The following is a 26,611-nucleotide window of genomic DNA, read 5'->3' as shown; positions in this document are numbered from 1 at the left end:
ATGAGTAAGTTATTAGAATATTTATCACAAAGGCGCTTAGCCTCGAAAATATTAACCTGTGCTTTAATCGCACTTGGTTTGCTGGCAATGATCAAACTGCCTCTGGCTGAAAAGCCGCGTTTTGATCTGGGAAAAGCCAATATTGTCACAGTCTACCCTGGCGCAACTGCATCTGATGTTGAAAGTAATATCACCAGTAAAATTGAAAAAGAGCTGTTATCTATTTCAGGAATAAAAGAGTTCACTTCTAATTCAGAAACGGGGATATCTAACATTGAACTCGCGTTAGACAGTAGTGTCACAAACCCTGAACTGGTTTATCAGGATATACGTGATGCCGTTTCACGCGTCTCGGATCTGCCTGCCGGAGTGACAGAAGCCCCGGCTTTAGCGGTTAAAAAATCCTACAGTTTAGATTTTATGGTGGTGGGCATATCAGGGGATGTCTCCTATAGCGAGCTGCGAGAAAAGGCAAAAAAATTAGAGCTGGCACTGAGGCGTGTTGAAGGTATTGGTGAGGTTAACCCCATTGACCTTCGTGCACCTGAGTTTTTAATACAATTAGAGCCTAAGTCTCTTAAACGCTATGGTTTTACATTAAATGAAATTGGAACTCTGCTTACTGAACGTAACACTTTAATCAGCGGCGGACGGTTAGAGCAGCTTAAAAATAACCCTGAACTTGTTACCACAGCTGAGCTGGACAGCATCGAAAAACTAGGTGAGATGTTTGTCTCTTTTCGCCCTAAAGTGCAGTTAAAAGATCTTGGCGGCGGACTTGTACAAGGCTTTGAAAAAGGTGATGTTTTTGGCTCGGTTAACGGCAAAAAAAGCATTATGTTTGATCTGCGCACCAGTGAAAGCGCCGATGTAATTAACACTTCAGTAAAAGTGAATGAGCTGCTTGCACAAACCCAGCTGCAGTTAGGCGAGCGGTATTCATTATCGGTAGGTTTTGACCTTGCTAATGAAATAAAAGCTAAATTCGATATTGTAAAAAGTAATGGTCTGGTTGGTTTGATTTTAGTACTGGTCACCCTGGCGCTGTTTTTAGATAAGCGTATTGCCTTTTGGGTTGCGGTATCTATTCCCGTGTGTATTTTAGGTACACTCGCAATACTGCCTTCACTTGGCCAAATATTGGATGCTTACACCCTGTCGGCACTGATCTTAATTATCGGCATTATTGTTGATGATGCGGTGGTGGTAAGCGATAAAATAGTCTCTTTGGTTGAACAAGGGCAGTCTGTCGAAAATGCCGTACGCAACGGTGTTAAAAGTGTTTTTCCTGCTGTCGTCGCGAGCATACTGACCACTATGATTGCCTTTATTCCTCTGCTGCTTTTACCTGGCAACAGCGGGAAAATGATGTATGTGATCCCGTTGACTGTCATTGTTGCGCTGTGTTTCTCGTTTCTAGATGCGTTGTTTTTTATTCCTGCGCACCTCAAAGGTATTTTGCAGAATAATAGCAAAATTGAGAAGAAAACACGCATCAATCTGGCTGGCTTAAACCGCTTTATTGCCTGGGTTATCCCTAGACATAAAATGATATTACCCTTGTCGATTGTTGTATTTTTTGGCCTTGCTCTGCTTTCTTATAACAAATTGAGCTTTCTGTTTTTTCCAACAAATGGTGCTTATTTAATTGAAGTAAGTGCAGAAGCAGATCCTGAGCTGTCGCTCGATCAAGTGTGGAAAGAGACGCAGGCGCTGGAAGCTGTATTTGCATCAACACCTGAAGTCGCAGCCTGGTATGGCGAAGTCGGATCTCCGGGCAGCAGTTGGGTGATATCCCTTACGCCGCCAAATGACCGCACGCTAACCGCTGAACAGATTGTCGAAGCTTGGGAGCTACAGGGCAGTAAAATAACCGGACTGGCGCAGATTGAGTTTGATATTGACGGCGGCGGGCCTCCGGTCGGGCGGCCGGTGGATATTCGAGTTGTGGGGGGAAGCGATGCAGGTCGTGAGAAAATGGCTGACGAATTAGCTGACTACCTGAAAAGCATTGCCGGTACCACTCGTGCGCGCCGCGATCTGAATGCACCAGCCCCGCAAATTGAGGCTAAGCTGCAGTATTCCTGGTTAAATTATTACAATATCAGTGCGGCACAAGTCGGTGAGGTAATTAAATATGCTGTAGACGGACAACGCGTCACGCGTATCTTCAATGGTGAAGAAGAGGTGTTTTTCCGTGTTGGTATTGAGGACGATGACAAAGCCTTGGATGAGCTGGATAACATTATGGTGCGTGCCGGCGATAATAGTCTGGTGCCGCTTCGTAAGTTAGTTCGTTGGGAACAGAGCGATGCGCAGGCGCGAATTAGTCATTTTAACGGTGAGCGTGTTATTCGAGTATCTGCCGGGGTTGATTCAGCGGTGACCGATCCTGTTAACGTTTTTACTCAGGTACAAACGCAGTTTGCAGGTAAGGATTACCAAGGGGCACGTTTAGTGGCAACAGGGCAGATTCTGGAAACACAGGAAGCTCAATTAGGTTTTGCCGTAGCGATTCTGATGGCATTTGTTGGTATTACTACTTTGCTGTGTCTGCTTTTTGATCGTTTCACCGAATCTTTAATTGTTTTATCGGTGATCCCTTTCGGGATCAGCGGGGCGTTATTTATCTTATTTGCCCACAATCAAGTACTGAGCTTCTTTTCAATTATTGGAATGATCGCGCTGATCGGCATTATGGTCAATAACAGCCTGGTATTGATCTGGCACTTTAAAGAGACCCGGGAGAAGTGTGAGCCGGAGAATCTGGTCGATTTTGTGATCCAGGGGACACAAAGCCGTGTGCGTCCCATTGTGCTGACCACTATTACTACAGTGGCAGGTTTAATTCCATTAGCCTACGGCATGGGAGGTTATGATAACTACATGTCTCCAATGGCATTAGTTGTCGGATGGGGCTGTGTTGTTTCAATGTTTGTAACATTAACTGTGGTGCCGTCGCTGTACCTATGGGTAATGCAGCGAAAAACTCAAGTGAAAAGCGCCGAACAGTTAAGCTGCTCTTGAATACTTGTGCAGCCGCCGGTGAGTTATTAAAATGAAAATCAGTATTAGGGCTGTTTTTTCCCATGATAACTAATTCGATAAATAACATCGGCCGCATCATCTGATACAAGCAGTGAGCCGTCCGGCATGGTCAGTACCGCAGCAGGGCGTCCCCAGCTTTTTTCTCCCTGCAGCCAGCCCGATGCGAATACCTGTGAGTCAACCACTTTACTGCCGTCGAGAATGACGCGCACCACCCGGTAGCCGACCTTGGAACTGCGGTTCCAGGAACCGTGTTCGGCGATAAATATATTACCCCGGTATTCAGCGGGAAACTGACTGCCGCTGTAGAATTCCATGCCCAGTGCGGCTACATGAGCGCCAAGTTTTAATGCAGGTTTACGGTAGTCCTGCGGCTTATGACCATGTCCATAATAGGGATCCAGGATCTTCTCACTATGCACATAGGGAAAGCCGAAGTGCTGGCCCGGCTGTGATACATGGTTGAGTTCATCATCGGGCAGATTATCGCCCATCATGTCGCGGCCGTTGTCGGTAAACCACAGCTCACCGGTTTGCGGATGGAAGTCGAAGCCGACACTGTTGCGTACACCTTTAGCGACAACCGTTGATAATTTTGTCTGCAGATCCACTTTAATGATGCTGGCAAAAGGCGGATCACTTATGCAGATATTGCAGGGGGCACCGATAGGAATATAAAGCTGCTTATCCGGGCCGAAGGCAATGAATTTCCAGCCGTGATGAAACTTGTCGGGTAACTTGTCGTAAACAAGCTCAGGTTCAGGGACGGCCGGCAGGTCGAATTCAATATCGGCATAGCGCCAGATCTTATTCACTTCTGCGACGTACAGGTCTCCCTGATAAAATGCGACTCCCGAGGGCAGATACAGTCCCGATGCAATTTCGATTACGCTGTCGGCGTGATTATCGTGGTTAGAATCAGTCACCGCATATACCTTACCGGCCCGGCGGCTGCCGACAAAAAGAGTGCCCCTGCCGCCCAGCGCCATCTGCCGGGCGTTATTTATATTATCGACATAGACCTCGATACTAAATCCCTGCGGCAGTTGTATTTTATCCAGCGGCAGCGCAGAGGATAAGGACGGCAGTAAAAAGCTTAATGCTAACAGGGTCACTTTCATTATTTTTATCTCTGTATCGGAATCTTTATTGAGCATAGCCTCATTGCTGCGCATGGGGAAAATCAATTTTTATACTGAAAGCAAAAGACGCAGATCTAAGAAAAAGGATTTATATTAATCCTATGCTTCTGAATAACCTATAAAACCACGTTTGCGTCTAAACTATAGAAAAGCGCCGTAGATGAAGTAGAAGGTTAGGTTTATGTCTAAACTTTGTAAGCAGTTCGTTTTATTTGCTTTATTGCTCAGCTCGTCCGTTTCATCCTTTTCACAACCAGCGAAGTACTCTATAGCAGATGAAAGCTGGAGCCCTTATTGGATTGTTCATTCCAATAATATCAGCGGTATTCTGAATGATATTATGCTTCAGCTTGATCTGCGTATTGTCTTTTCACTAGCTGCAGATCAGCCTTTCCCTCTTAAAAGAGCACAAAAAAGGTTTAAAGAGGGGCATGTGCAGATAGAGTGCTGTGTAAACGAAGCCTGGAGATCCTCAGAAGAACAGGTTGAAGTTTCCTTGTGGACTGACCCGGTAATGACTGTTGAAGAGGTGCTGATTTTCCCTGTTGGCAAGCCGTTTGAGTTTAATAAATATGAAGATCTGCAGGGTAAGGTAATCTCAACTGTTCGCGGTTATGGTTATGTCGGCAGTGAGTTCTTTATACGCAGTGACAGCGGCGATAATATTTCACAAATACAGAAGGTGGCTTTGGAAAGAGCTGATGCAGGCATTATTGATCGAACCGCACTTTTTTATGCGCTTAAAAACAGCAGAATATTAAAAGATCGGGGCTTAGAAATTGAAATAGGTCCGGTTATCAATCGTTCAGAGTTAAAGGTTCGTGTTCATATCTCTCGACCGGAGCTGCTGGTGCCTATTAATGCGGCAATAAACAAAATGAAACAAGACGGTACAATTCAGAAGATCATAGATAGCTATATAAGTAATGATTAAACTTTTAGCAGTTAGCAGTTAGCAGTTAGCAGTTAGCAGTACCTAGTTCTCGCCACTTCAATAAGCGCACGGCTGTAAACCTCGATTCAAAGCATCTTGTAACACAACTTTTAATATAATGATTTATTCAAGATAATTTTCCTGCTTGCAAATAAACCAGCATTAAATTTAAAAACGACTTAAACGGCTCCTAGTTGTGTATAGGCTGCAATAAAAGCTGCTGTCATAATAATCTCAGCGGCCAATGGGAAGAGGACTTTTTTATTATAACCGTCAATAACGATTCCAACACAGCGGCCGATAACAACGGCACTCATGGTTATTGCTACTGACAGAATAAAGGTTGTATTAGCGGTGATAAGCCCTGCTGCTAACAGAGTTGAACTACCAATGAACAAACCTCCGAGAAAGCCGCGAACCGTATTGAGTCCTGCTGCCGTTTCTATTTCAATATCTAGAATTTCAACCATCGACTTGGGTGAAAACATTGTTTTTATACCTAGACATGCTAAAAACAAACAACTCAGACCTAGCAAACTTTGTATTACAGTTTCCATTATGAAGCTCCTTTAAAAATTACTTTTGATTATATAAGTTTGGTTAAGTCCAAGAGTTCCCCTCAAACGACTTAGCATCACTCTGCTAGGACTAAAGGATAAACTTCGCTAGATTATTCACAAGCTCCATAATTGACAATTAAAGTCTAATTAGGCCAACTTGGAGATGCTAAATGAAACCTGCTCATTGACAGGTATATCTTTAATGAGGCTTCTTCGACAAAACTCACTTGTAAGCAGGCATAGCGGCTTATCAGCAATTAAGAATGTAGAATTTTTTCAATATTAGGCTTCGACAAATCGAAAAAACTTTTGCTGATATTCCTTAGGGGACAAGCCCGTGTGTTTTTTAAATAGCCGCCTAAAAAAACTTACATTTTCGTAGCCAACGTTATAGGAAATTTCGTCAAAAGACTTTCTGCCGTCTTCTAATTCCTTCTTGGCTTTTTCTGTTCTAAGCAGCTGAACGTAATTCACAACGGTTGTTCCTGTAGCAGCCTTAAATCGCCGGTTGAAATTGCGTGTACTCATATCTACTTTTTGAGCGAGAGTTTCATTTGCTAGGTTATGATTGAAATTGTCCTCCATCCACTCCTGGACTTTCAGTATTTGCGCATCCAGGTGGTTTTTTTCAGGTATAAACATGGTAAATGGCTGTTGTGCTATTCGTCCTAAGTCAATTAGCGTGCAGCGGGAAGTTTGCAGAGCGACTTCTTTTCCACAATATTTATTAATGAGAAATAGTGACAAGTTAAGATCTGCGGTCACTCCGCCGCTGCAGAAAAGCCGTCCCTCATCAGTTACCATTAAGTCAGTTCTTAATATCACCTTCGGAAAAGCTTTTTTAAACTCTTCTGCAACCCCCCAGTGAGTTGTTGCGGACTTTCCATCTAACAAGCCTGTTGCAGCCAGGGTAAATGCACCTGTACACATACTTGCTAAATCGGCACCTCTTTCATAACATTTTTTGAGCCAGTGAACTTTCTTAAAAAAAGCATCATCTTGGTTTCTAAAATTGAAACCCTGAGAAGGAATTAATATTAAATCAGTATTTTCAATTTCATCCACTGAACAGTGTGGGGTGATAACAACTTGATTGGTCGCCATTACAGACTGGCCGTCTAAGGTGACTATTTTTACATCAAAGTATGGTGAAGGAGTCTCTCCCACTATGCCGTTCCATAATCTTCCTGCCTGCAGAAATATGTCCATAGGCCCGCCAACACTAGAGAACAAACAGTGCTCAGAAGCCAGAATTACTACTTGTTTCATATTATAACCTTTGCTGTCCTTATCAGACTTTATTAGTCCTTTATGATGCTTACGAGGAAGGTTGTCAAACAGTATATTACATCTGAGAGTTTGGAGCGAAGCGAAAACGAAGGTTTCCAAACGTATTAGCACACCACTCAGGTTTTTGAATTTGTAAAAAATGAACCTGTTAAGATATGAGGAATGTATTATGCAAATATTGGCGATAAGCAGACAAAAAGAAGGGATAACACCAGATAAATTTGCTCCATTTTTAGAAGAAGAGGTAAAACATACGCTCGAAGCCTACTTGCAGGGAAGTATACGTAATTTTTGGTTTAAAGCCGATCGCCCCGGAGTGGTCTTTATGCTGGAGTCTGCTGACACAAAAGCAGCACAAAGTATGCTGGCAGAACTTCCGTTAGTGGAAGCCGAATTGATTGAATTCGACTTAATTCCTCTTCAGCCTTTGAAGCCTCTAGGAACGCTTATTGGTATGGAAATGCAGCTTTAGTCAGAGCATCGCATAACTGTATTTTATTTAGTAAGAGCTGTATTGCTTCTTACTAAATATAGCCGCTTAAACTTCTTTAAATACATATTTTTGTTTTGAGTTCGGGAATGGTGTTTTTTCCTTTATAAATTAGCTGAACGCCTTGGCCTTTTCCCTCTTTTTTGTTTCGAGCAGGTATTCAATCAGTGCTTTTAATACCGGGCTTTTCATGCGGTTAGCTGGATATACTAAAAACATCGGGATCGGCGGAATCACAAAATGATCTAAAATAGAGACCAGTTCACCACTTTCAATAAAGTGCTCTACTAAAAAATCCGGCAGCTGGGCAACGCCGTGGCCGGCAGCCGCAAACTGAGCAACCATTTCTCCATGATTAATATCAATATTGGCAGTGACTCTAACGTGTTTCTCTTTTGCGCCTTGTTTATAAACCCAGCGTCCGGGCTGGCGGCTGGAACTGTCTAAAATGCAGTTATGTTTACTTAACTCTTCCGGGCAGGCCGGCATGCCGTGTTTTTCTAAATAATCCGGGCTGGCAACAAAAAGAATTTTTAATTCACCATAAGGACGTGCGATTAAATTAGAATCAGACAACTCCCCGACACGCAGCGCTAAGTCAATTCCTTCCTCGATTAAATTAACGTAGCGGTTCATCAATGACCAGGAAATTTTAACCTTAGGGTGTAAAGATAAAAAATCTCCAATTGACTGCTGCAGGCCGATTAGGGAACTGTTTTGAGGGGCTGTTATTTTAAGGTGCCCGGCTATCGTCTGTTGGCTCTCACTGGCAAATGCTTCAAGGTGATCTAAACGCTCAATTAATTCCTTGATCTGCACCAGATAATATTCGCCCTCGGATGTCAGGTGCATCGCTCGGGTCGTTCGGTACAGTAAATGACTGGCAAAATGTTTTTCTAAGTCTGCTACCTGTCTGCTTACCGCAGAAACAACAATATTCAACTTTCTCGAAGCCGCACTAAAACTCTGCAGTTCAACAACCACCAAAAAAGTACGCATTGCAGTTATTAGGTCTATATTTCTCTTCATGTGAATAATGATTTCATTGTTAGGTTATTTTTCTCATTACATCACAAGCGTAAGATGAAATACAAGTTAAGCAAATCAATTCCCTGGTTTGTATAGAGCAGAGTAAATTTATACTGGAGAAAAGTAATGAAAATTTTAATTATCGGCGCAACAGGCACTATCGGCAAAGCAGCTGCTAAACTGTTATCTGAAAAACATGAGATTGTTGCCGCTGGATATTCAGATGGTGATGTAAAAGTTGATCTGGGAAATCCGGAATCCATTAAGGCGATGTTTGAGCAGGTTGGAGAAGTTGATGCGGTTGTCTGCAGCGCAGGTCTTGCAAACTTTGCTCCGTTAGCGCTGCACAGTGATCAAGATTTTGAGTTAGCGTTAAATAACAAACTGATGGGGCAGATAAATCTATTTCGTATTGGTCAGAACTATATCACTCAGCAGGGCTCAATTACCCTTACCTCTGGTATATTATCCCGTCAGCCTATGCCCGGAAGTGCGTCCATCAGCATGGTAAACGGTGCGCTGGAAAGCTTTGTTAAAGCGGCTGCTCTGGAGCTGGAGCAATTGCGGATCAATGTTGTTGCTCCCGGGTTTGTTAAGGAAACCATGGTCATGATGGGAATGGATCCAAGTTCAGGTATATCTGCCGCTGACACAGCTAAAGTTTATGCTGTGGCTGTTAATGGTAATATGCACGGGGAAACTCTTGATGTTATTGATTATGTGTAATAATAAAGCTGCTTAACATATTAAATTTATTCAAGAAAAGTGATGAGTCTTCCGGCTCATCTTTTTTCTGTCTGTTCAAGATATACGCGGGCAGTGGATGTCTGCAGTTTTGCGAAGCTTAACATGTCACATTGTATGATTGTCCGGCAGCGCTTTTCTCATCAATACCTTACTGCCGCTGCGTTGGTATTCTTTCCAGCCCAGGTATGAATATAAGGAGATATTTTCCGTGAGCAGCGCGTGGGTGACCAGTCTTACTTCCCGGCTGCCATGCAGTCTTGCCTGTTTCAAGGCAAACTCAATCAAACCTCGTCCCAGGCCGTGCCCTTGAAAATCTGGGTGTACAGCAATATTTGCTATTGTCGTATAGTCTGCTTCATGAAGCAGGATAAGTCCGCCGACTAATGTATCTGCAGAGTAAGCCGTCCAGACCGGATATGAGCGGATCTCTTGTTGATAGTCAAGCTGCATAGGGGGCAGATCCTGCCCGCCTAATTTATTTCTAAGACGGCTGTAAGCATTGTACATGCACTGCGACAAGCCGTGTGCATCTGATAGTTCAGCTTTGCGTATTTTCCATGTTTTTTTAGTCATTGTTGTATTTCCTAATATAAAGATAAGCTGTTATCGGAAAGTCGATATCTACAGTCTTATTAATATGCATTAATTTTTAGGCAGCTTAACAGTGTGCTTATATAGCCGTTAGATCTTCACCTTCACGCTTAGAACCTGTTCACCTTACGACTTGCTGATTTTTGCATCTTGAATGATAACGGCTATATTAGTTTGTCGGCATAGAATGCAGTAGAGTCAATTATAAGATAAAATCGGCTGATATTTTGATTGGTGCTGGAAGGGAATACTATGAAACACGCTCATAATGTAAAAGTTGATTACTTGGCTGATTTGTCTTTTGAACAGCACAGCCATACAGCCCATCACCCAGAACACCGGCTTGCTTTGCTCTGCAAAGGTGTTATCGAGATGCTATACGGTTCAAGCATAAAAATTACAGCTCCAGCTGTCGTTATTATTCCTCCGGGAATACCGCACAGGCTGTTAAGGGCCGAAAATGTCGATATGTATTTAGTTTCTTTTTGTGTCGGCTGTTTGGGAGTTGATGAAGACAGCCTGCTGATGCAGCCGTTTCAACAGGTTATCGATGGTTCGTTTCCTGCTGTGCCGGTAGATGCTGACAGGCTTCCTTTTTTGCTTCAGATTTTAGAAGGCTTAAGCAGTGAGAGCAGCCGTTCAGGTCCAGAATCAACACCTCTGTTGTGCTCTTATCTGTCAATAATCTTCGCTGATATTTACCGGGGTATAAGCTTAAAAGGCTGCCGAAAACCAGTTAGTCCACTAGTATCGCAAGCATTAAAATTTATTCATCAAAACTGCCGCAGTGCGATTTCACTAAAAGAAGTCGCTGCCGCGGTGCACCGGGTATCTTCCCATGTAGCCGCAACAGTGAAAAAAGAAACGGGGTTTACTGTTGGGGAGTGGATCTGTCAAGCAAGAGTAAAGAAAGCCTCGTATCAATTATCCCATAGTTCTTTATCTGTTCAGGAAATTGCCAGTGAATTAGACTGGAAAGATATAACCCATTTTATCCGCCAGTTTAAAAAGGTGACTGGTTTTACTCCGGCTCAGTGGCGTAAAAACCAGCGGTTGAATAGCTAACTCGCTGGTTTATTTGTGAAAATCATACTAACAGCTGTTTCTTTTTAGGAAAAATCAAAGGCAGGGCGATCAAAAATGTCAGCAGCTCAGCTAAAGGGATCGCCAGCCAAACCCCGGTCAGGCCGAAGAATTCTGGTAACAGCATTAAAAATACAGCGACTAAAACAAAACCTCGAATAAGGCCTAGGTTAGCCGCTGTTTTTACTTTTTCCAGCGATTGAAAATAAGCTCCCAGCAGCAGGTTAGCACCCATAAAGGCTGTGGCGGGGTAGAATAACAGCAGCGCCTGAGTTGCTAATGCCGCTTCTTCAGGGTTAACCACATTAAAAAGAATGACGATTTGTCCCGACAACAGGTAGATTAAGAGGTAAGCCAGAGCGCCTACCATAAAAACGAACTTTAATGAAAAATTGAGCAGCTCTTCAACTCGTTGGTGGTTATTCGCTCCGTAATTAAAACCAAATACGGGTTGTGCCGAGAAAGCCGTTCCGACAAGAAATTTCATTACAAAAAATAGAGTGAAATTAATGGTGGCTAATGCGGCTCCAGCTTCGCTTCCTCCTTGATAAATGACGGCTTTGTTCAGCCAGGCGAAAGCCAGTGCCCCTGATATTTCTGAAATAAAAAGCGGAAAACCTAATCCTAAAATTCGTTTTTGTTCGTGATCCCGTACCTTAAACTTATAACCTGCAAAGGAAAGGCTGTTTTTCCCAAGATAAAAATGATAACCCATATAAATAACGGCAAGAGCTTGAGAAAGACCCGTTGCCACAGCAGCCCCTTTTAATCCCCATTCAAAACCGAGGACGAACAGCAGATCCAGAAGAACATTCACAATACTGGATATTATATTGGCATTACGTGAAATATGGGGAGCTTTATCGTTATTAATAAAGAAGCTGAAACTAAAGCGTATAAAGAGCGCAGGCAGAAAGATCGCCCAGAAAGTTAAATATTCTTTTAGGTAGATCTGGATATCAGCACTAGCTCCAAGCAGATTAATCCATGTATCTATAAATGCGAGCAATACACTCGCTAATATAATGGATATCAATAGAGAAAGGCTGCAGCTGTAGTGGAAAATACGATTGGCTGCCTCGGACTGCTTTTCTCCTAATTTTATTGCGGCCGTCATGCTGCTGCCGATGCCGATCAGCATCGCAAGCGAGACTGCAGTGAACAAAACGGGAAAGCTCATACTTATGCCGGCTAACGCCTTGGTGCCGACAACATAACCTACAATAATGCCGTCAGCCAGCTGGTAAGCCGCCATTGTCAGCATTCCGGTTAATGTCGGCCAGTATAATTTGAAAAATAAACGCTTTATCGGGTCATGTCCAAAATCCATGGAGGTCTCTCTTAGTCGGTAATAATTTAGACAGACACTTTAACTTTTATAAAGCAGGACAGGCAGAGCTTGGATTTGTTAAAAATCGGCATATTTTTAGTTTTTATGGGACTGTGCATATTGTGAAAGTCATCGGCAGCAGGAGGGCTTAAGCGTGCCTTTCTTTTTTATTCGAAAAAGTGAACCGCTTAATGCGGTTCACTGAAGGTCATTACTGCTGGTGGGCAGGCAGGGTGCCTGACTCAAAAGAGTCTGCAAATTCATGGTTGCGGTCGCGATGGGCGGCTTCATCTTCACGGATACGCAGTATTACATCTCTTAATTTTGCATTACTGTCCAGCTGGTAATAGTTAATCGCTATACTCGGTGCCGCTGTATTCTCTACTACCCCCTGGTCAATTTTCTCTAAGTACTCGCTGTAACTCTTGCACGCTTCCTCTTCAAAATAACCCACTACCCGATGCGCAGTTTTGCTCGATACAAGGTACAGGAAGCTGTACACCACTAAAAAAACACCCTGGCCTAATAATACCAGCGTGCGTTCAATCCAGGTGGGTTTAGCGATATCTAAAAAGATCATTAAATGCATACGTTCATTTTCTGCTTCGTCTAATAACTCCCGTACCCAGCCCTGGTCATCGCGCATACGGCGCAGTGCTTTGAGATGGTTGAACATCCCGGCTACCATGCCGGGTACGGCGGCTATGGTTTCTAAGATCACGGCGCGTTTCGCATATTTACTGCCGTAAAAAATATTGAGAAGAAACTTTAAAGTCTGGGTGATCTTATAAGCAATATATTCAGAAACTTTGCTGGGTTTTTGATGGGATAATTGGAAGTTTTCCATGGTGGCCTCTCGGTTAAGATTAATAATAAGCTGTGTGCAAATTAGAATGAAAATTGATCTAGGTCAATGGTTTGGCTCGTCTGAAATTACCCATAAAGGCATATGTTAAATACATCAATTTACTGTCATTAGATGGATTTAACATTTGCTTCTGTGTTTAACGGTACTGCAGATAAGTTTGTTACAAAAAACGCCTTGCATGTAACGGAAATGTTGCTGAATTTAATGGTTTTGGCAGGATGCATCTTGATAAAAGTTTGTTGATCTAAATCAATATTTACAGGGCCGATACATACAGTTTAAACATATACCTAGGCTTATTTTAATTTGTCAGCATCTGCCGCCGCTGAGATAATGAGTATATTGAACGATTAATGAATGAGAAATTTAATGCCTGAGAATAATGAATCACTAAACGAACAAGATTCAGTGCTTAATAACCTAAGCCCGAAGCTTGATATTATTTATCAAGACGAGCAGCTTATTGCCATTAATAAACCCTCGGGCTTATTAGTACACCGCAGCTGGCTGGACAGCCATGCAACAGAGTTTGCGGTGCAGAAATTACGTGATCAGATCGGCCGGGAAGTTTACCCTGCGCACCGCCTTGACCGGGCAACATCCGGCGTATTACTGTTTCTACTGGATAAATCCCATGCTACGGATTTGATGGAGCAGTTTGCACAGCAGAGTACAGAAAAACGTTATTTAGCAGTGGTAAGAGGGCATATCGGCGAGGGCAGGCTGGATTATGCGTTGAAAAAGAAACTGGACCGAATTGCAGATAAACATGCCGATCCAGACAGTGAAGCACAGCCCGCAGTGACTGATTATCAGGGGATCGCACAGTGTGAACTGCCGATTGCGGTGCGTCCTTATCCGCAGTCACGCTATTCGCTGGTGGAGTTGAGTCCGAAAACAGGCAGAAGGCATCAGCTGCGCCGCCATTTAAAACATCTGTGCCACCCGATTATCGGAGATACAACACATGGTGACGGCCCGCATAATAAAATGTTCAGGGAAGAATTTGCCAGCCATCGTCTGCTGCTTCATGCTGCTTATCTTGCTTTCAGGCATCCGGTAAGCGGGCATAAAGTAGAGATACATGCACCGCTTGATAATGAATTTAAATCATTATTAGTAACATTAGGGCTGCAGGTTTAGCCGCATGAAGCAGACACTTATTGTGTCTGCATTGACTCTTGCAACTGCTTCGGACAGCCGCTGAGTACTTTAGCAATGCGCTGCTAAAATGATTCTTTTGATAACCACAGGACCCATGAAGTGGTTTCAGTATCAGTTCCTGCGCAGGTGTAATAATCATACACGACTGCAGTTTCACCGTTTAGTGCCTGCTTAATCACTTTTTTAGGGATTATGATGGTATGGCTGGTTGTTGCTAAACCTCGGCAGTCTGCGCTGTTATTGATCTCATAAAAGGTTAATACACCATATAATTCTACGTTTTTATCAGCAAGGCTGACACGGACTTTTTTGCCTTTATGCTCTGTTAAGACCTTGTCCGTACTGCTTTTTACTTCGTCGACAGAGCCGCCGATACCAGACTGGTGAGGTGTTTCAAAGCGCTCTCCGCTGGTTAATTTATAGGAATCGTCAAGTGCAGTAATGGTTACATCAGCGGTAGTAATTATGCCTTCTTCAACCGAGTATGTCGGGCTGGAGAAATATGCGCAGCCGCTTAAGTAAAAACAGCAGGTTAGCGCTGTTAGTTGTTTAAATTTCATTTACTGCTTCCTATATTTTTGTGGTGATTTATCCTAATAGCTTAACTGCCTCAGCGCCTATTGTACAAAGAATTCATTCTCAACCTGTAATAGAATCTCCTGATATTCACCGTTTGCTTTCATCTTTTTTAATTCTGCTTCCATCGCTTTACTGATATGCTGCCAGCGTTTATGAATAACGGGATAAAGAACATGTAGATTAAGGCGTTTAATTTTTTTGACGTCGCTAATATTCAGTCTCTTTATCGCATCCATCGTCTCACTTTCAGCATGAACTAAAATATCGCGCCGTCGGTTGCCATTCGGCTTTCTTAAATTATGCAGCGCCAGGTCAATGTTCCTCACCAGACATGCATGGCGATAAACCTCCTCCGGCATATGAACTTTGACGGCCACTATTCCTTGAACTGCAATCGGCACAATCTCCTCTCTGCGGTACAGCTCAACAAATATCTCCCAGCCACTGCCGTTGATCTGCAGCGGTTTTACGGCAAACAGCGACAGGTGATCAATATATACGGGCTCATCTATTCGGATCAGATTACTGCCGACATCTTCTTTTTCAACGCCTTCGATGCGTCCGGCATCGGCATCTGTAATTCCCAAATTAGCTTCATGTAAGGAACGTTTTGCAGGCAGGTATTTAAATACCGGTATGAATCCCAGTCTAGGCATGAGCCTTGAGTACACCCGTTCGTAGACAAAAGCGGCAAATGATCCCTGCTGTCGTCCGATGTTGATTACAAATTCCGGATCGGCTTCGCCCGCATATCCTGAAGGGGTAAATAGACCGAAGCAGGAAACAAGACATATGAATACAATGTTGATAATTTTCACTGTTCCAGCCTCCTGCCATCTTCTTATTTACCTATTCAACTATCAGCCATCCACTGTGATTTAGTCAAGGAAATATAAAGGTGTAATAAACGCCGGGCGGAATAATAAATACACTTTTGCACTTGTGAGGATACATATCTAAATACTTTGAAATTGATAATGAAGTGATTAGTTTTACTCGAGCATCATTTTATTGTCTGAACTACACTCACTAAGACAATTAAATCTTCCGGGGAATAATAAATCATGACAAAGGATGAAGCAGAGGTCAGTAATTTCGAAGCAATTGTTAGTGCTATTAATAAATCTCAAGGAATAATTGAGTTCAATATGGACGGAACTATCATTACTTCTAATGATAATTTTTTAGATATTATTGGCTATTCACTGGCAGAAGTGCAGGGAAAGCACCACAGAATGTTTTGTGAGGAATCGTACTCGAAAAGCCTAGAGTATAAAGCATTTTGGGAGAAACTGAATCGCGGAGAATTCGATTCTGGAGAATACAAACGTATCGGAAAGAACGGCCGAGAAGTCTATATTCAGGCAACCTATAATCCGATTTATGATTTAAATGGGAAACTTACAAAAGTTATCAAGATAGCCACAGATATTACAAAACAAAAATTAATGAATGCGGAATTCGAAGGAAAGATTGATGCGATAGATAAATCTCTAGGAACTATCGAGTTCAATATGGACGGAACTATCATTACTTCTAATGATAATTTTTTAAATATTCTCGGCTACTCATTAGAAGAAGTGCAGGGAAAGCACCATAGAATATTTTGTGAGGAATCGTACTCGAAAAGCCCGGAGTACAAAGCATTTTGGGAGAAACTGAATCGCGGAGAATTCGATTCAGGAGAATACAAACGTATCGGAAAGAACGGCCGAGAAGTCTATATTCAGGCAACCTACAATCCGATTTATGATTTGAATGGTAAGCTTACAAAAGTTATCAAGATAGCCACTGACATTACAAAACAAAAATTAATGAACGCGGAATTCGAAGGAAAAATTGATGCTATAGATAAGTCCCAAGGGACTATCGAGTTCAATATGGACGGCACGGTTATTACTGCTAATGATAATTTTTTAAATATTCTCGGCTACTCACTAGCAGAGGTGCAGGGAAAGCACCACAAAGTTTTCTGTGAAGAGTCGTTTGTAAACAGCCAGGAATATAAAGAGTTTTGGGAGAAATTAAACCGCGGTGAATATAATTCAGGAGAATATAAACGAATCGGAAAGAGCGGTCGAGAAACCTATATTCAAGCGACCTATAATCCGATTTTTGATTTGAACGGCAAGCCTATTAAGATCTTAAAGATTGCCGCAGACGTAACTGAACAAAAACGACGCGAAAGAGAAAGTGCTAAACAAGCCGCACTGATTATGGAAATGTCTACTCCGATCATGAGATTGTGGGACAACCTTTTATTACTGCCCATTGTCGGGTTAGTTGACTCCAAGCGTGTTCAGTTGATCATGGAAACAGCACTGCAGAAGATTGTAGATTACCAGGCAAAGGTTCTTATACTGGATATTCAAGGTGTTCCTGCTGTTGATAGTGCCGTCGCTAATCATCTGATAAAAGTCACTAAAGCCACTAAATTAATGGGCTGTACCTGCATTGTCACTGGTATTTCTCCTGAAATTGCTCAGGCACTGGTTAATTTAGGTATAGATTTGGGTAATATTTTGACTCAGTCAACACTTAAAGACGGTGTAGAGACCTCGCTCAAAAATATGGGGGTCCAATTGAAAGAAATGAAAAATAACTAAATGTATAGTTTTTAATGTGAGCCGTTCTGTGAGAGTACTTCAATGATTACGTATGAAACCCAAGACTGCCTAGTGGTTCCGTTTCAAGAGGAACTTTCCAAAGAAGCCGCGCAAAAGATCCAGACAAGTTTACTTGAACAGGTTCATGTAAGGCACGTTAAGGGAGTTATCGTTGATCTTTCTGGAGTTCAAATCATCGACAGTATTCTATGGAAGATTTTATTGGAAACTGTGCAGATGATTAAAATATTGGGTTTTCCGGCAGTGATCACCGGCTTAAATCCTGGCGTCGTCGCTTCGATTATTGATCTTGATTTGAAGGTTGATGATGTCACCACCACTATGAGCTTAGAAGACGCGCTGACAGTTTTGGTGCCGTCAAATGAGTTTGAGGTAAATAACTTAGAGAATGCAGAAAGTGAAGATGTTGTTGGATATGATTTTTCTGAACAAGAGGATAATAATCCCGCATAGTATAAAAATATTTTAGTGCAGATGTTGGTTAATTATATCATTCTAGGTAAGTAAATGGTTGTTCCCTTTACAAAACTTATAATGCAGAGATGGTTGATTTTTACCAGCATAAAAGATCAGATATGTATCTAGAATGGTATTAATGGAAGCAGTCTATGATTCAACAAAAGTTAGAAACAATAAATCTGGATGTTAAAAGTGAGACTGATGTGGCTCATGCCGCTCTGGATGCCAAAAACTACGCTAAGGAGCTTGGTTTTTCAAAGGCCTGTCAATATATGATTTCAACGGCTGTCAGTGAGCTGGCGCGCAACATTTTTGTCTATGCTGAAACAGGAACTATAAACCTTGGTGCTGTTGAAGAAGGTTCAAAAAGAGGTATTGAAGTTGTTGCACAAGATGCGGGGCCTGGAATACAAGATATAACAAAGGCGATGGAAGAGGAATTTAGTACTGGCGGCACGATGGGCATCGGTCTTCCCGGAACGCAAAGATTAATGGATGATTTTAAAATAGACAGCCGCGTTGGATTAGGAACTAAAGTTACGGTCAGAAAATGGATCTGACAGGTCGAAATATAGTCGATTGCTTCATTGCTGAAAAAGCGCTTGAACGGGTTAACGGCGATACGGTTTTTATTTTTTTTGAAGAAGACCACTTGTTTGTCGCTATTGTAGACGGCGCTGGTCATGGACAAGAAGCACATTCAATTGCTTTAATTTGCCGCGAATTCATCCTAACGAACAAACACATGGATTTAGCCGCTCTTATGAGTGAGCTTCATGAAAAAATACGTGGTACTCGCGGCGGGGTGGCTATTATTGGTAAACTGGATTATGAAACCCGCCAGTTCCGCTATGTCGGTGTTGGAAATATTTATCTGCGGCGGTTTGGACGTTTTTCGAAGCACGAGATTACTCAAGACGGAGTTATTGGCTACCACATAAGAACCCCTCAAGAGAAAGTGATAGAAATGACCGGTGGAGATATTCTAATCTTACATAGCGATGGAATAACAAGCCGCTTCGACGTAAATGATTATCCTGAAATACTAAGGGATGATGCCGAAACAATTGCAAATAACTTGATTGAAAAATTCGGTAAAAAAAATGATGATGCGGCTTGTGCTGTCATTCGTTTCAAGTAATTTGATTAGGGAATAAAGCATGTTAACGCTGGGCACTATTTCCATAGGAAACGAGGACTCTATTGTTCATTGCCGAAACAAAATTCGGAAACTTTCATTGGATTTGAAATTCAGTTCAGTGGAAGCGACTCGTCTAGCGACTGTCACTTCAGAAATTTGCTGGGCTTTGTTAGGAAATAGGAATTGTTTTTGTGTGCATGTATGTCTTGACAAACTAAATGAAAGACTGGGGTTACTTATGGTCTTTCAAGGTGTGACAAAACAGTTTAGCTCCAGCAGATTTAAGTATTTATTTGACCATGCCTCTATTATTTCCAGTGACCAGGGGGAGCAAGAGTTCAGAGTGTTTAAACTACTCAATGATACCTCTTTTTTACCGTCCGATAAATGGATTGCCTCTGCTGAAAGTATGATAAATAAGCTCAGTCGAGAAGAGCTTGTTGAAGAACTAAAAGACGCAATTAAACAGGCTGAATCGGCTACCCAGGCTAAAAGTGATTTTCTTGCCAATATGAGCCACGAAATTCGAACACCTATGAATGCAATTATTGGTATGAGTCACTTGGCACTGCAGACCGATCTTACTCGAAAACAGAAGGACTACATTAATAAAACCAGCATTGCAGCAAACTCTTTGCTGGGTATTATCAACGATATTCTAGATTTCTCCAAAATTGAAGCTGGTAAACTTGATATAGAATATGTCCCTTTCAATTTAGAAGAAGTGTTAGATAATGTCAGCAGCTTGATTACTGTTAAAACTAATGAAAGAAACTTAGAATTTCTACTTTCGACCAGTCTTAAAATTCCAACGGCGTTGATAGGAGATCCGTTAAGGTTGGGGCAAGTTTTAATTAACTTAACCAATAATGCGGTCAAATTTACGCATGTGGGTGAAATAATAGTTAAAAGCACACTTATAGAAGAACAAAACGACTCCGTCATGCTGCATTTTTCCGTTCACGATACCGGGATCGGCATGACAGAAGAACAAATAGAACACTTGTTTCAAGCATTTTCACAAGCCGACTCATCCACTACGAGAAAGTTTGGTGGAACTGGACTCGGTCTTACCATAAGTAAACGCCTGGTTGAAATGATGGAGGGTGAAATCGGCGTAGACAGCCTGCCGGGTATAGGCAGCACCTTTTCTTTTACTGCCCGTTTCGGTAAGCAGACAAAAAACCTTCCTAGTCGTAAGGTCGTGCCTGAAGAATTACACAGCTTGCGAATATTAGTTGTTGATGATAGTCACGAGTCTTGTGAAATATTAAGTACTATTATTCGTTCGTTTTCGATTGCTGTTGACACTGTGGAGACGGGGGCGGCTGCAGTTGAGCGTATTTTAGAGGCCAGCAGTCAGCATAACCCCTACAATTTGATTTTGATGGATTACAAAATGCCGGGTATGGACGGTATTGAAACGTGTCAGCATATTCAAAATCACCGTGAGCTTATCCCGCAGCCTAAAATAGTTATGGTTACATCATATGGACGGGATGAAATAATAAAAAGGGTAGAAAAAGTTGAACTTGCCGGTTTTTTATCGAAGCCAGTTTCCGCCTCAAGTCTTTTTGACTGTATATTTTCCGGTGTCTATGGAAAAATTGGCAATGAACTTATTGATTTGGATAAACAGGATCTAACGAATAATATTACCGAGTCAATTAAAGGTGCTCGCATCTTACTTGTAGAAGATAATGAAGTTAATCAACAAGTTGCAACAGAGCTTCTTGAAGCTGTAAAACTGCTTGTCACTGTAGCTAACAACGGGCAAGAGTGTCTTGATATATTAAAAAACAATCAGTTCGACGCTGTGCTAATGGATGTTCAAATGCCGATCATGGACGGCTATACAGCTTCACGCGCTATTAGAGGGCAGTTAAGACTTGAGCAGCTGCCGATAATTGCAATGACCGCTAATGCAATGTCCGGTGACAGAGAAAAAGCGCTGCAAGCAGGCATGAATGATTATGTTACCAAACCAATAGACCCTGCAAATATGTATAGTGCTCTAGTTGAGTGGATTGAGCCTGCTGACAGAGAAGTGCCAGAAGAATTAGAAGAGCGCCTGGCTGAAATAGCGAATAGCAGCGAACAGCAGGAGATGCCCTGTTTACCTGGATTTAATGTGGAATTAGCCGTTGCCCGAATGAACGGCAATATTAAGGCCTATTGTAAAACCTTAAAGAAAGTTGTCGAAACTCAAGCTGATGCAGTGGATCGGATAGAGGAAAGTTTGAATAACGGAGACAGGGCAGAGGCGCTTCTTATCGCTCACACTATTAAAGGTGTTTTTGGAAATGTTGGTGCGGCCGGTTTACAAGAAAAGGCAGAAAAACTTGAAATGGCCATCGGAAAAAACAGTAATAAAGAGCTACCGCAGTTGATGGCAGAAACAGCGCGAAAACTACATGAGACGATAGAGATTATTGGGACTGCTTTAGAAAAAAGAAAACCCGCAGTAAGCAATGTTGAGTTTGATTTGAAAAAAGTAGGGACATTAATACAAAGACTATTTACTGAAATAGACAATTTTGATTCCGCCTCATTAGAAACTTGTGAGGCTATAGTGGATTGTGTTCAGGGGACCGCATTAGAGCAGTCAGCTAAACAACTTGAAAAAGAGTTAGGAAATTATAACTTTGAACAAGCTCAGTTGGTTTTTGCGGAATTATTTGAAATCTACTCTAATATTGATAAATAAAGAGAGGAAAAACAGATCGATTCAGAAAGACAGTAGAGGGCGATAATTCTGCCGCCGCATTAGATCTGCCTAATGAGCTATATAATTTAGTTTCAGACTCTTTGTTCTCCAAAAAACTTAATCGAGAACGAAATTGCTGAGGAGTTCAAAAATGCAGACAATTCTCGAAATTGATGATACGCCCGCAAATATTGATGTAGTGAAGGGGGTTCTTTCGCCTTTCTATACAGTCCAGGCTGCTGTTAGCGGTGAGATGGCGCTTAAAATCATAGAGAAGAAACTCCCTGATTTAATATTACTCGATATTATGATGCCGGAAATGAATGGATATGAGGTCTGTCAATTCCTTAAGGAAAATGAGGCGACGCGCGATATCCCAATAATATTTTTAACGGCCAAAGCTCAAAATGAAGATGAAACAAAAGGACTGTCGCTTGGTGCTGTCGACTATATTACTAAACCAATATGCCCGTCGATTCTAATAGAGCGAGTAAAGAATCATCTGCTGCTGAAAGAATCAAAAGACATTTTAAGAAAGCAGAACGAAATTCTAGAAGAAAGGGTAATTGCAAGAACAGAGCAAATGGAAGAGCTCCAGGATGTCGTAATGGTGGCAATGGGCGCGTTGGCTGAATCACGTGACCCAGAAACTGGCAATCACATTCGCCGTACTCAGCGATATGTAAAGTTATTGGCGACCCATCTTAAAGATCATCCGCGTTTTCAAGACTTTCTGACTCCGGAAGTTATTACTGCCTTGTATAAATCCGCCCCTCTTCATGATATCGGCAAAGTCGGCGTATCAGATAATATTCTCCTTAAGCCAGGTAAACTCACATTTGAGGAGTTTGAGGAGATGAAAAAGCACACTGTTTATGGTCGAGATGCAATTGTCGCTGCCGAAAAGAGTATCTCTAGAACCGACAGTTTTTTAACCTTTGCGAAAGAGATAGCTTATTACCATCAGGAAAAATGGGATGGTTCCGGGTATCCAGAAGGGTTATCCTGTGACGATATTCCAATATCTGCCAGGCTTATGGCGGTAGCCGATGTATATGACGCGCTGATTAGTAAAAGGGTTTACAAACCGGCATTCACACACCAGAAAGCGCTGGAAATTATCAAAGAAGGTAAAGGAAGCCATTTTGATCCTGATATGGTGGTTGCTTTTCTTGAGATATCCGAACAAGTTAAATCAGTTGCTCAGGAGTTTGCTGACACCGAGGAAGACTTAGAAAAATAAATCGTGCTCTTATGGTTTATGCGCGGCTGAAGTGCTGTAGATTCGTTTCAGGTTTTAAGCTTGGCTTTTCGACCTTTTGCTTTCTGCAAATACGGGCTTTTCTCGCTTTCTGCTGCAGGTAAACCCTACTGCCGAATATAACCGAGCGGCGTTTTTCGTGTGGAAACATGGGGTTTTCCGCCTGATAAAATATTATGCTCTAGGAGAAATATCAATGATTATGACAACAATGGAAACAGTTCCTGGAAAGGAAATTAAAGCGGCAGTTGGAGTTGTAACGGGCAGTGTGGTGCAGTCAAAACATATTGGCCGTGACATTATGGCTGGTTTAAAAGGCATTGTTGGTGGTGAACTTCGTGGTTATACCGAAATGCTGACGGAAGCTCGAAATACTGCAGTTCAGCGGTTAGTTGAAGAAGCCAGGATGCTGGGGGCTGACGCAGTTGTTGGGATTCGCTTTACAACAAGTACAATTATGGATGGCTCTTCAGAATTGTTAGCGTATGGTACAGCTGTAAAGCTTCGAACATAACAGGGCGTTCGGCATCAATTAGCGCGCTATAAATTAGAAAAGTAACTGCTGAGCCGGGCACAAAGATTAAAGCGGGTTTATTCTGTGTTAGAGGGAAATGCTGTATAGCCGTCATTAAGACGGCTATTATTAACTGTTCTCTTACAAACTGTTTAAAAAGCCTTCAATTTTGTTTTTATGAGCCGCGACAGTTTCTGCTGAGGGCACAGTATTATGTTTGTAAGTGAAGTATGCCAATATCGCCATCTGAGCTGTGAGACGATTTTCAGCTTCATCAAAGATAATTGAGTTAGCAGACTCCATTACTTCGCGGCTGCATTCCCGCTGATCATTTGCCGGTAAACAATGCATAAACATGGCATCAGCACCTGCCTTGGCCATCAAATCTTCGCTGACAACATAATCTGGAATGAACGTTGAAAGGCGGATCTCTTTTTCATCCTCTTGACCAAACCAGTAGAAACTGTCGGCAACCACAATATCACAGCCCTCAACTTGTGCCGTATCATCAGTGATAACAAGCTCTCCGCCAGAATATTCGCAGTTTTCTAACGCAATATTAATCCACTCCTGCGGTGCTTTAAAGCGATCCGGGCAGATATGTTTAAAGGTCATGCCGAATTTAGTACATGCAAACATTAATGAGGAGGTGACATTGGTTGCATCTCCAACAAAAGCGACGGTCAAATCACTGAGTTTTTTATTCTCAGGCAGGTGTTCCTGCATGGTAAACAGATCCGCCATAATTTGTGTCGGGTGCAGCCAGTCACATAAACCATTAACGACAGGAACACTGGCATATTGGGCTAAGCCGGCAACGGTACTATGGTCATCAACACGAGCCATAATAATATCGACCATTCTGGACAATACTCTGGCAGTATCCTCTAAAGATTCTTTAGCTCCTAAATGAATATCTTTCGGGGATAAAAACAGTGCATGTCCTCCTAACAGCGTGGCTGCCGTTTCAAAAGAGACGCGGGTACGGGTCGACGGCTGTTCAAAAATCATCGCGACTGACTTACCTTTAAATAACTGCGGAACCGCATTATCTTTACGAGCCTGTTTAAGCATGGCCATTAACTTTAAAATATCGCTTAACTCTTTTTTTGTGAAATCTTGAGTTTTTAAAAAATGTCTTAGATCTTGTTTATTAAGCTCGGTTGCACTTGATGAAGGTAGTTTCATAATATGTTCCTATATGCTGATTAAAAGACGAATATTTATTGGAAATTATTGATGCGATAAATATCGAACAATAGATTTAAAAATTATCAGAATTAACTAGCGAACCAGCTTTTACTGCTGTTTCGATAGCGGATTCCAACCATTAAATTCACAATTTAAAAACGCAAACAGGATATATACCCATTCTACTTCAAGATGTTAATTCAGAGGCTGGCTGAGTTTTGCATCTTGAGGTAGATTAATCCTATTCACTTTAGGCAGAACGTTAGGGAGATAAACCCCTAGATATGACTCTGTTAGAATAACGGCTTCCCGTGCCATCTCTTTTGGAATACTGCCTGATTCGCAGTAATTCATAGAGTAAACTTTATCCGCAACCTGAAGGGCAATAGCGAATATATTTACATCCTCAGGCAGCTGCGGAAGAACAAAATACTCTCTGTAGATCTGTTCAACTTTCACCGCAAGAATCAAATCATTATCAGCATCTGCATGACGCACCGAGTCATAAATATGCTGACCTAATAATATTTTCTGAGCGAGAGGGTTTTCTAAATAATAACTAACAAACCCCTCTTCAATCATCCGGTTAATATCTTTCCAGTGATTGACTTTTTCCGGCACAACGGCAGTCTTTAATACTCTTTCAAAATCCTGGAAAACATTCTCCAGTAATTTATATACTAATGCTTCCATGTCATGGTAATGGTGGTATATCGTTGATGTTGCGATTGATGCTTCTTTGGCAACGTCATACATTGAGATATTAATCAGGCTGCGCTGCGAGACTAATTTTTCTGCTGCTTTATGTATACGCAGCAGCTTTTCTTCAGTACTTTCTTTTCTCATTGTTGAATCTCACTGAAATAAAAAACAATGCACACCATATATCATCAAACCATCTGATTCTGAATAAGCAGCTCAACTTCTACTATCAATGGTTAATTAAAAGAGAATATGTGTACCAGATTCATTACTCATTATTTCAAATGCTCTATGTAATGATCCGATATGACCGCTGCCCTGAGTTTCCTGTACAAAATCACAACAGGCATCAACTTTCGGTCCCATGGAGCCTGGTGGAAATGTATATTTCCCCATTTCAGCAACCCGGATATCAAAGAGAGGCTGTTCATCAGGCGTCCCCCAGTCTAAACAGACATTTTCACCGTCAGTTAAAATCAGGAAATCTTTAGCATTTAACTGTTTGGCTAAAACGGAAGCCGCAAGATCTTTATCAATTACAGCTTCAACACCTACAATTTCATTTTCTTTTCTGATAACAGGAGAGCCGCCACCGCCACAGCAGATCACGATATGTCCGGCATTCAGCAGGGCATTAATGGCATCCAGCTGCACAATCTTTTGGGGCATTGGTGATGCAACAACTCTTCGCCAGTGTTCGCCGTCAGGTTTAATATCCCAGGAAAATTTTTCAGCATTGTTTAATGCCTCGCTTTTCTCATAAACAGGGCCGATAAATTTACTCGGGTTTTTGAAGGCCGGATCGTTTACATCCACTTCAATTTGAGTCAAAACAGTACTGATATGAGTATTGGGTAACACTCTCTGCAGCCCCTGTTCCATCAGATAACCAATCATTCCCTGTGTTTCTGCCCCTAATACATCAAGAGGGTAGGGAGGCGCTTCTGCAGACTTTAAGTTCTGCAGTGCCAGTAAACCGACCTGCGGTCCGTTACCATGTACAATAACCAGTCGGTACTTTTCATTTAATTTTGCTAAGGCGCTGGTCGTTTTCGCAATATTTTTTATCTGATTAGCACAGCTCATCTCTTCTCCTCTTTTAAGAAGAGCATTGCCGCCAACGGCAACAACTAATATCGGTTTACTGTTCATTT

25 protein-coding genes are annotated in these 26,611 nt (G+C 42.0%); 13 read left to right on the top strand and 12 right to left on the bottom strand.

Annotated elements, in window-relative coordinates; translation table 11 throughout:
- The gene (locus tag G337_RS0122775; RefSeq protein ID WP_028865890.1) at positions 1-3,027 is read left to right on the top strand and encodes an efflux RND transporter permease subunit; all 3,027 of its coding nucleotides are present in this window, start codon (positions 1-3) and stop codon (positions 3,025-3,027) included.
- A gap of 44 nt (positions 3,028-3,071) precedes the next feature.
- Here G337_RS0122775 and G337_RS0122770 read toward each other — a convergent pair whose 3' ends face one another.
- A complete protein-coding gene (locus G337_RS0122770) occupies positions 3,072-4,169 on the bottom strand; it encodes a PQQ-dependent sugar dehydrogenase (protein ID WP_084605599.1) in 1,098 nt (365 codons plus the stop codon).
- Between the two features lie 202 nt (positions 4,170-4,371).
- Between G337_RS0122770 and G337_RS0122765 the strand changes: the two genes are divergently transcribed.
- Positions 4,372-5,124, top strand: a complete 753-nt coding sequence (locus tag G337_RS0122765; protein ID WP_028865888.1) for a substrate-binding periplasmic protein — start codon at positions 4,372-4,374, stop codon at positions 5,122-5,124.
- A gap of 179 nt (positions 5,125-5,303) precedes the next feature.
- On the opposite strand, the gene G337_RS27185 is transcribed toward G337_RS0122765, so the two are convergent.
- A complete protein-coding gene (locus G337_RS27185) occupies positions 5,304-5,681 on the bottom strand; it encodes a DUF4345 family protein (protein ID WP_051303549.1) in 378 nt (125 codons plus the stop codon).
- Positions 5,682-5,966: 285 nt separating this feature from the next.
- The gene (locus tag G337_RS0122755; RefSeq protein WP_028865887.1) at positions 5,967-6,953 is read right to left on the bottom strand and encodes a GlxA family transcriptional regulator; all 987 of its coding nucleotides are present in this window, start codon (positions 6,951-6,953) and stop codon (positions 5,967-5,969) included.
- A gap of 190 nt (positions 6,954-7,143) precedes the next feature.
- Between G337_RS0122755 and G337_RS0122750 the strand changes: the two genes are divergently transcribed.
- The gene (locus G337_RS0122750; protein ID WP_037028455.1) at positions 7,144-7,446 is read left to right on the top strand and encodes a hypothetical protein; all 303 of its coding nucleotides are present in this window, start codon (positions 7,144-7,146) and stop codon (positions 7,444-7,446) included.
- Between the two features lie 129 nt (positions 7,447-7,575).
- On the opposite strand, the gene G337_RS0122745 is transcribed toward G337_RS0122750, so the two are convergent.
- The gene (locus G337_RS0122745; RefSeq protein WP_051303547.1) at positions 7,576-8,493 is read right to left on the bottom strand and encodes a LysR family transcriptional regulator; all 918 of its coding nucleotides are present in this window, start codon (positions 8,491-8,493) and stop codon (positions 7,576-7,578) included.
- Between the two features lie 126 nt (positions 8,494-8,619).
- Here G337_RS0122745 and G337_RS0122740 point away from each other — a divergent pair, with 126 nt between their 5' ends.
- Positions 8,620-9,219, top strand: a complete 600-nt coding sequence (locus G337_RS0122740) for a short chain dehydrogenase (RefSeq protein WP_028865884.1) — start codon at positions 8,620-8,622, stop codon at positions 9,217-9,219.
- A 126-nt stretch (positions 9,220-9,345) separates the two neighbouring features.
- On the opposite strand, the gene G337_RS0122735 is transcribed toward G337_RS0122740, so the two are convergent.
- Complete coding sequence (locus tag G337_RS0122735) at positions 9,346-9,813, bottom strand: GNAT family N-acetyltransferase (protein WP_028865883.1); 468 nt, start codon at positions 9,811-9,813, stop codon at positions 9,346-9,348.
- A 270-nt stretch (positions 9,814-10,083) separates the two neighbouring features.
- On the opposite strand from G337_RS0122735, the gene G337_RS0122730 reads away from it, so the two are divergent.
- A complete protein-coding gene (locus tag G337_RS0122730) occupies positions 10,084-10,896 on the top strand; it encodes a helix-turn-helix domain-containing protein (protein WP_028865882.1) in 813 nt (270 codons plus the stop codon).
- Positions 10,897-10,918: 22 nt separating this feature from the next.
- Here G337_RS0122730 and G337_RS0122725 read toward each other — a convergent pair whose 3' ends face one another.
- Entirely contained in the window at positions 10,919-12,244 is a 1,326-nt protein-coding gene (locus G337_RS0122725) for an MATE family efflux transporter (RefSeq protein WP_028865881.1), read from the bottom strand.
- Between the two features lie 211 nt (positions 12,245-12,455).
- On the bottom strand, positions 12,456-13,091 hold the full coding sequence (locus G337_RS0122720; protein WP_028865880.1) for an alternative oxidase: 636 nt from the start codon (positions 13,089-13,091) through the stop codon (positions 12,456-12,458).
- Positions 13,092-13,481: 390 nt separating this feature from the next.
- Here G337_RS0122720 and truC point away from each other — a divergent pair, with 390 nt between their 5' ends.
- The gene (truC, locus tag G337_RS0122715; protein WP_157619444.1) at positions 13,482-14,255 is read left to right on the top strand and encodes a tRNA pseudouridine(65) synthase TruC; all 774 of its coding nucleotides are present in this window, start codon (positions 13,482-13,484) and stop codon (positions 14,253-14,255) included.
- Positions 14,256-14,338: 83 nt separating this feature from the next.
- Here truC and G337_RS0122710 read toward each other — a convergent pair whose 3' ends face one another.
- Together G337_RS0122710 and G337_RS0122705 are read right to left on the bottom strand one after the other, a co-directional pair.
- Positions 14,339-14,836, bottom strand: a complete 498-nt coding sequence (locus G337_RS0122710) for a hypothetical protein (RefSeq protein ID WP_028865878.1) — start codon at positions 14,834-14,836, stop codon at positions 14,339-14,341.
- 57 nt (positions 14,837-14,893) lie between these two features.
- Entirely contained in the window at positions 14,894-15,673 is a 780-nt protein-coding gene (locus G337_RS0122705; protein WP_028865877.1) for a hypothetical protein, read from the bottom strand.
- 246 nt (positions 15,674-15,919) lie between these two features.
- Here G337_RS0122705 and G337_RS27180 point away from each other — a divergent pair, with 246 nt between their 5' ends.
- The 7 genes from G337_RS27180 to G337_RS0122665 all read left to right on the top strand — a co-directional run bounded on the left by G337_RS27180 (position 15,920) and on the right by G337_RS0122665 (position 23,564).
- Positions 15,920-17,461, top strand: a complete 1,542-nt coding sequence (locus G337_RS27180) for a PAS domain-containing protein (protein WP_051303545.1) — start codon at positions 15,920-15,922, stop codon at positions 17,459-17,461.
- A 42-nt stretch (positions 17,462-17,503) separates the two neighbouring features.
- A complete protein-coding gene (locus G337_RS0122695; RefSeq protein ID WP_028865876.1) occupies positions 17,504-17,935 on the top strand; it encodes an STAS domain-containing protein in 432 nt (143 codons plus the stop codon).
- Between the two features lie 155 nt (positions 17,936-18,090).
- The gene (locus G337_RS0122690) at positions 18,091-18,501 is read left to right on the top strand and encodes an anti-sigma regulatory factor (protein WP_028865875.1); all 411 of its coding nucleotides are present in this window, start codon (positions 18,091-18,093) and stop codon (positions 18,499-18,501) included.
- The gene (locus G337_RS0122685; RefSeq protein WP_028865874.1) at positions 18,492-19,082 is read left to right on the top strand and encodes a PP2C family protein-serine/threonine phosphatase; all 591 of its coding nucleotides are present in this window, start codon (positions 18,492-18,494) and stop codon (positions 19,080-19,082) included. The genes G337_RS0122690 and G337_RS0122685 overlap by 10 nt, the downstream gene beginning before the upstream one ends.
- 19 nt (positions 19,083-19,101) lie before the next feature.
- On the top strand, positions 19,102-21,789 hold the full coding sequence (locus G337_RS27175) for a hybrid sensor histidine kinase/response regulator (protein WP_084605582.1): 2,688 nt from the start codon (positions 19,102-19,104) through the stop codon (positions 21,787-21,789).
- A gap of 151 nt (positions 21,790-21,940) precedes the next feature.
- A complete protein-coding gene (locus G337_RS0122675) occupies positions 21,941-23,032 on the top strand; it encodes a response regulator (protein WP_037028450.1) in 1,092 nt (363 codons plus the stop codon).
- Positions 23,033-23,246: 214 nt separating this feature from the next.
- Positions 23,247-23,564, top strand: coding sequence for a heavy metal-binding domain-containing protein (locus G337_RS0122665; RefSeq protein ID WP_028865872.1), 318 nt, complete (start codon positions 23,247-23,249; stop codon positions 23,562-23,564).
- Between the two features lie 141 nt (positions 23,565-23,705).
- On the opposite strand, the gene ptcA is transcribed toward G337_RS0122665, so the two are convergent.
- The 3 genes from ptcA to arcC all read right to left on the bottom strand — a co-directional run bounded on the left by ptcA (position 23,706) and on the right by arcC (position 26,609).
- The gene (gene ptcA / locus G337_RS0122660; RefSeq protein WP_028865871.1) at positions 23,706-24,752 is read right to left on the bottom strand and encodes a putrescine carbamoyltransferase; all 1,047 of its coding nucleotides are present in this window, start codon (positions 24,750-24,752) and stop codon (positions 23,706-23,708) included.
- 198 nt (positions 24,753-24,950) lie between these two features.
- Positions 24,951-25,601, bottom strand: coding sequence for a TetR/AcrR family transcriptional regulator (locus G337_RS0122655; protein ID WP_028865870.1), 651 nt, complete (start codon positions 25,599-25,601; stop codon positions 24,951-24,953).
- Between the two features lie 96 nt (positions 25,602-25,697).
- Positions 25,698-26,609, bottom strand: a complete 912-nt coding sequence (arcC, locus tag G337_RS0122650) for a carbamate kinase (RefSeq protein ID WP_028865869.1) — start codon at positions 26,607-26,609, stop codon at positions 25,698-25,700.
- Between the last annotated feature and the right edge of the window lie 2 nt (positions 26,610-26,611).

The organism is Psychromonas aquimarina ATCC BAA-1526, from assembly GCF_000428725.1.
Lineage (GTDB): Bacteria > Pseudomonadota > Gammaproteobacteria > Enterobacterales > Psychromonadaceae > Psychromonas > Psychromonas aquimarina.
The sequence above is the reverse complement of the archived record's forward strand: the minus strand, read 5'-3'. Positions and strand labels throughout refer to the sequence as shown.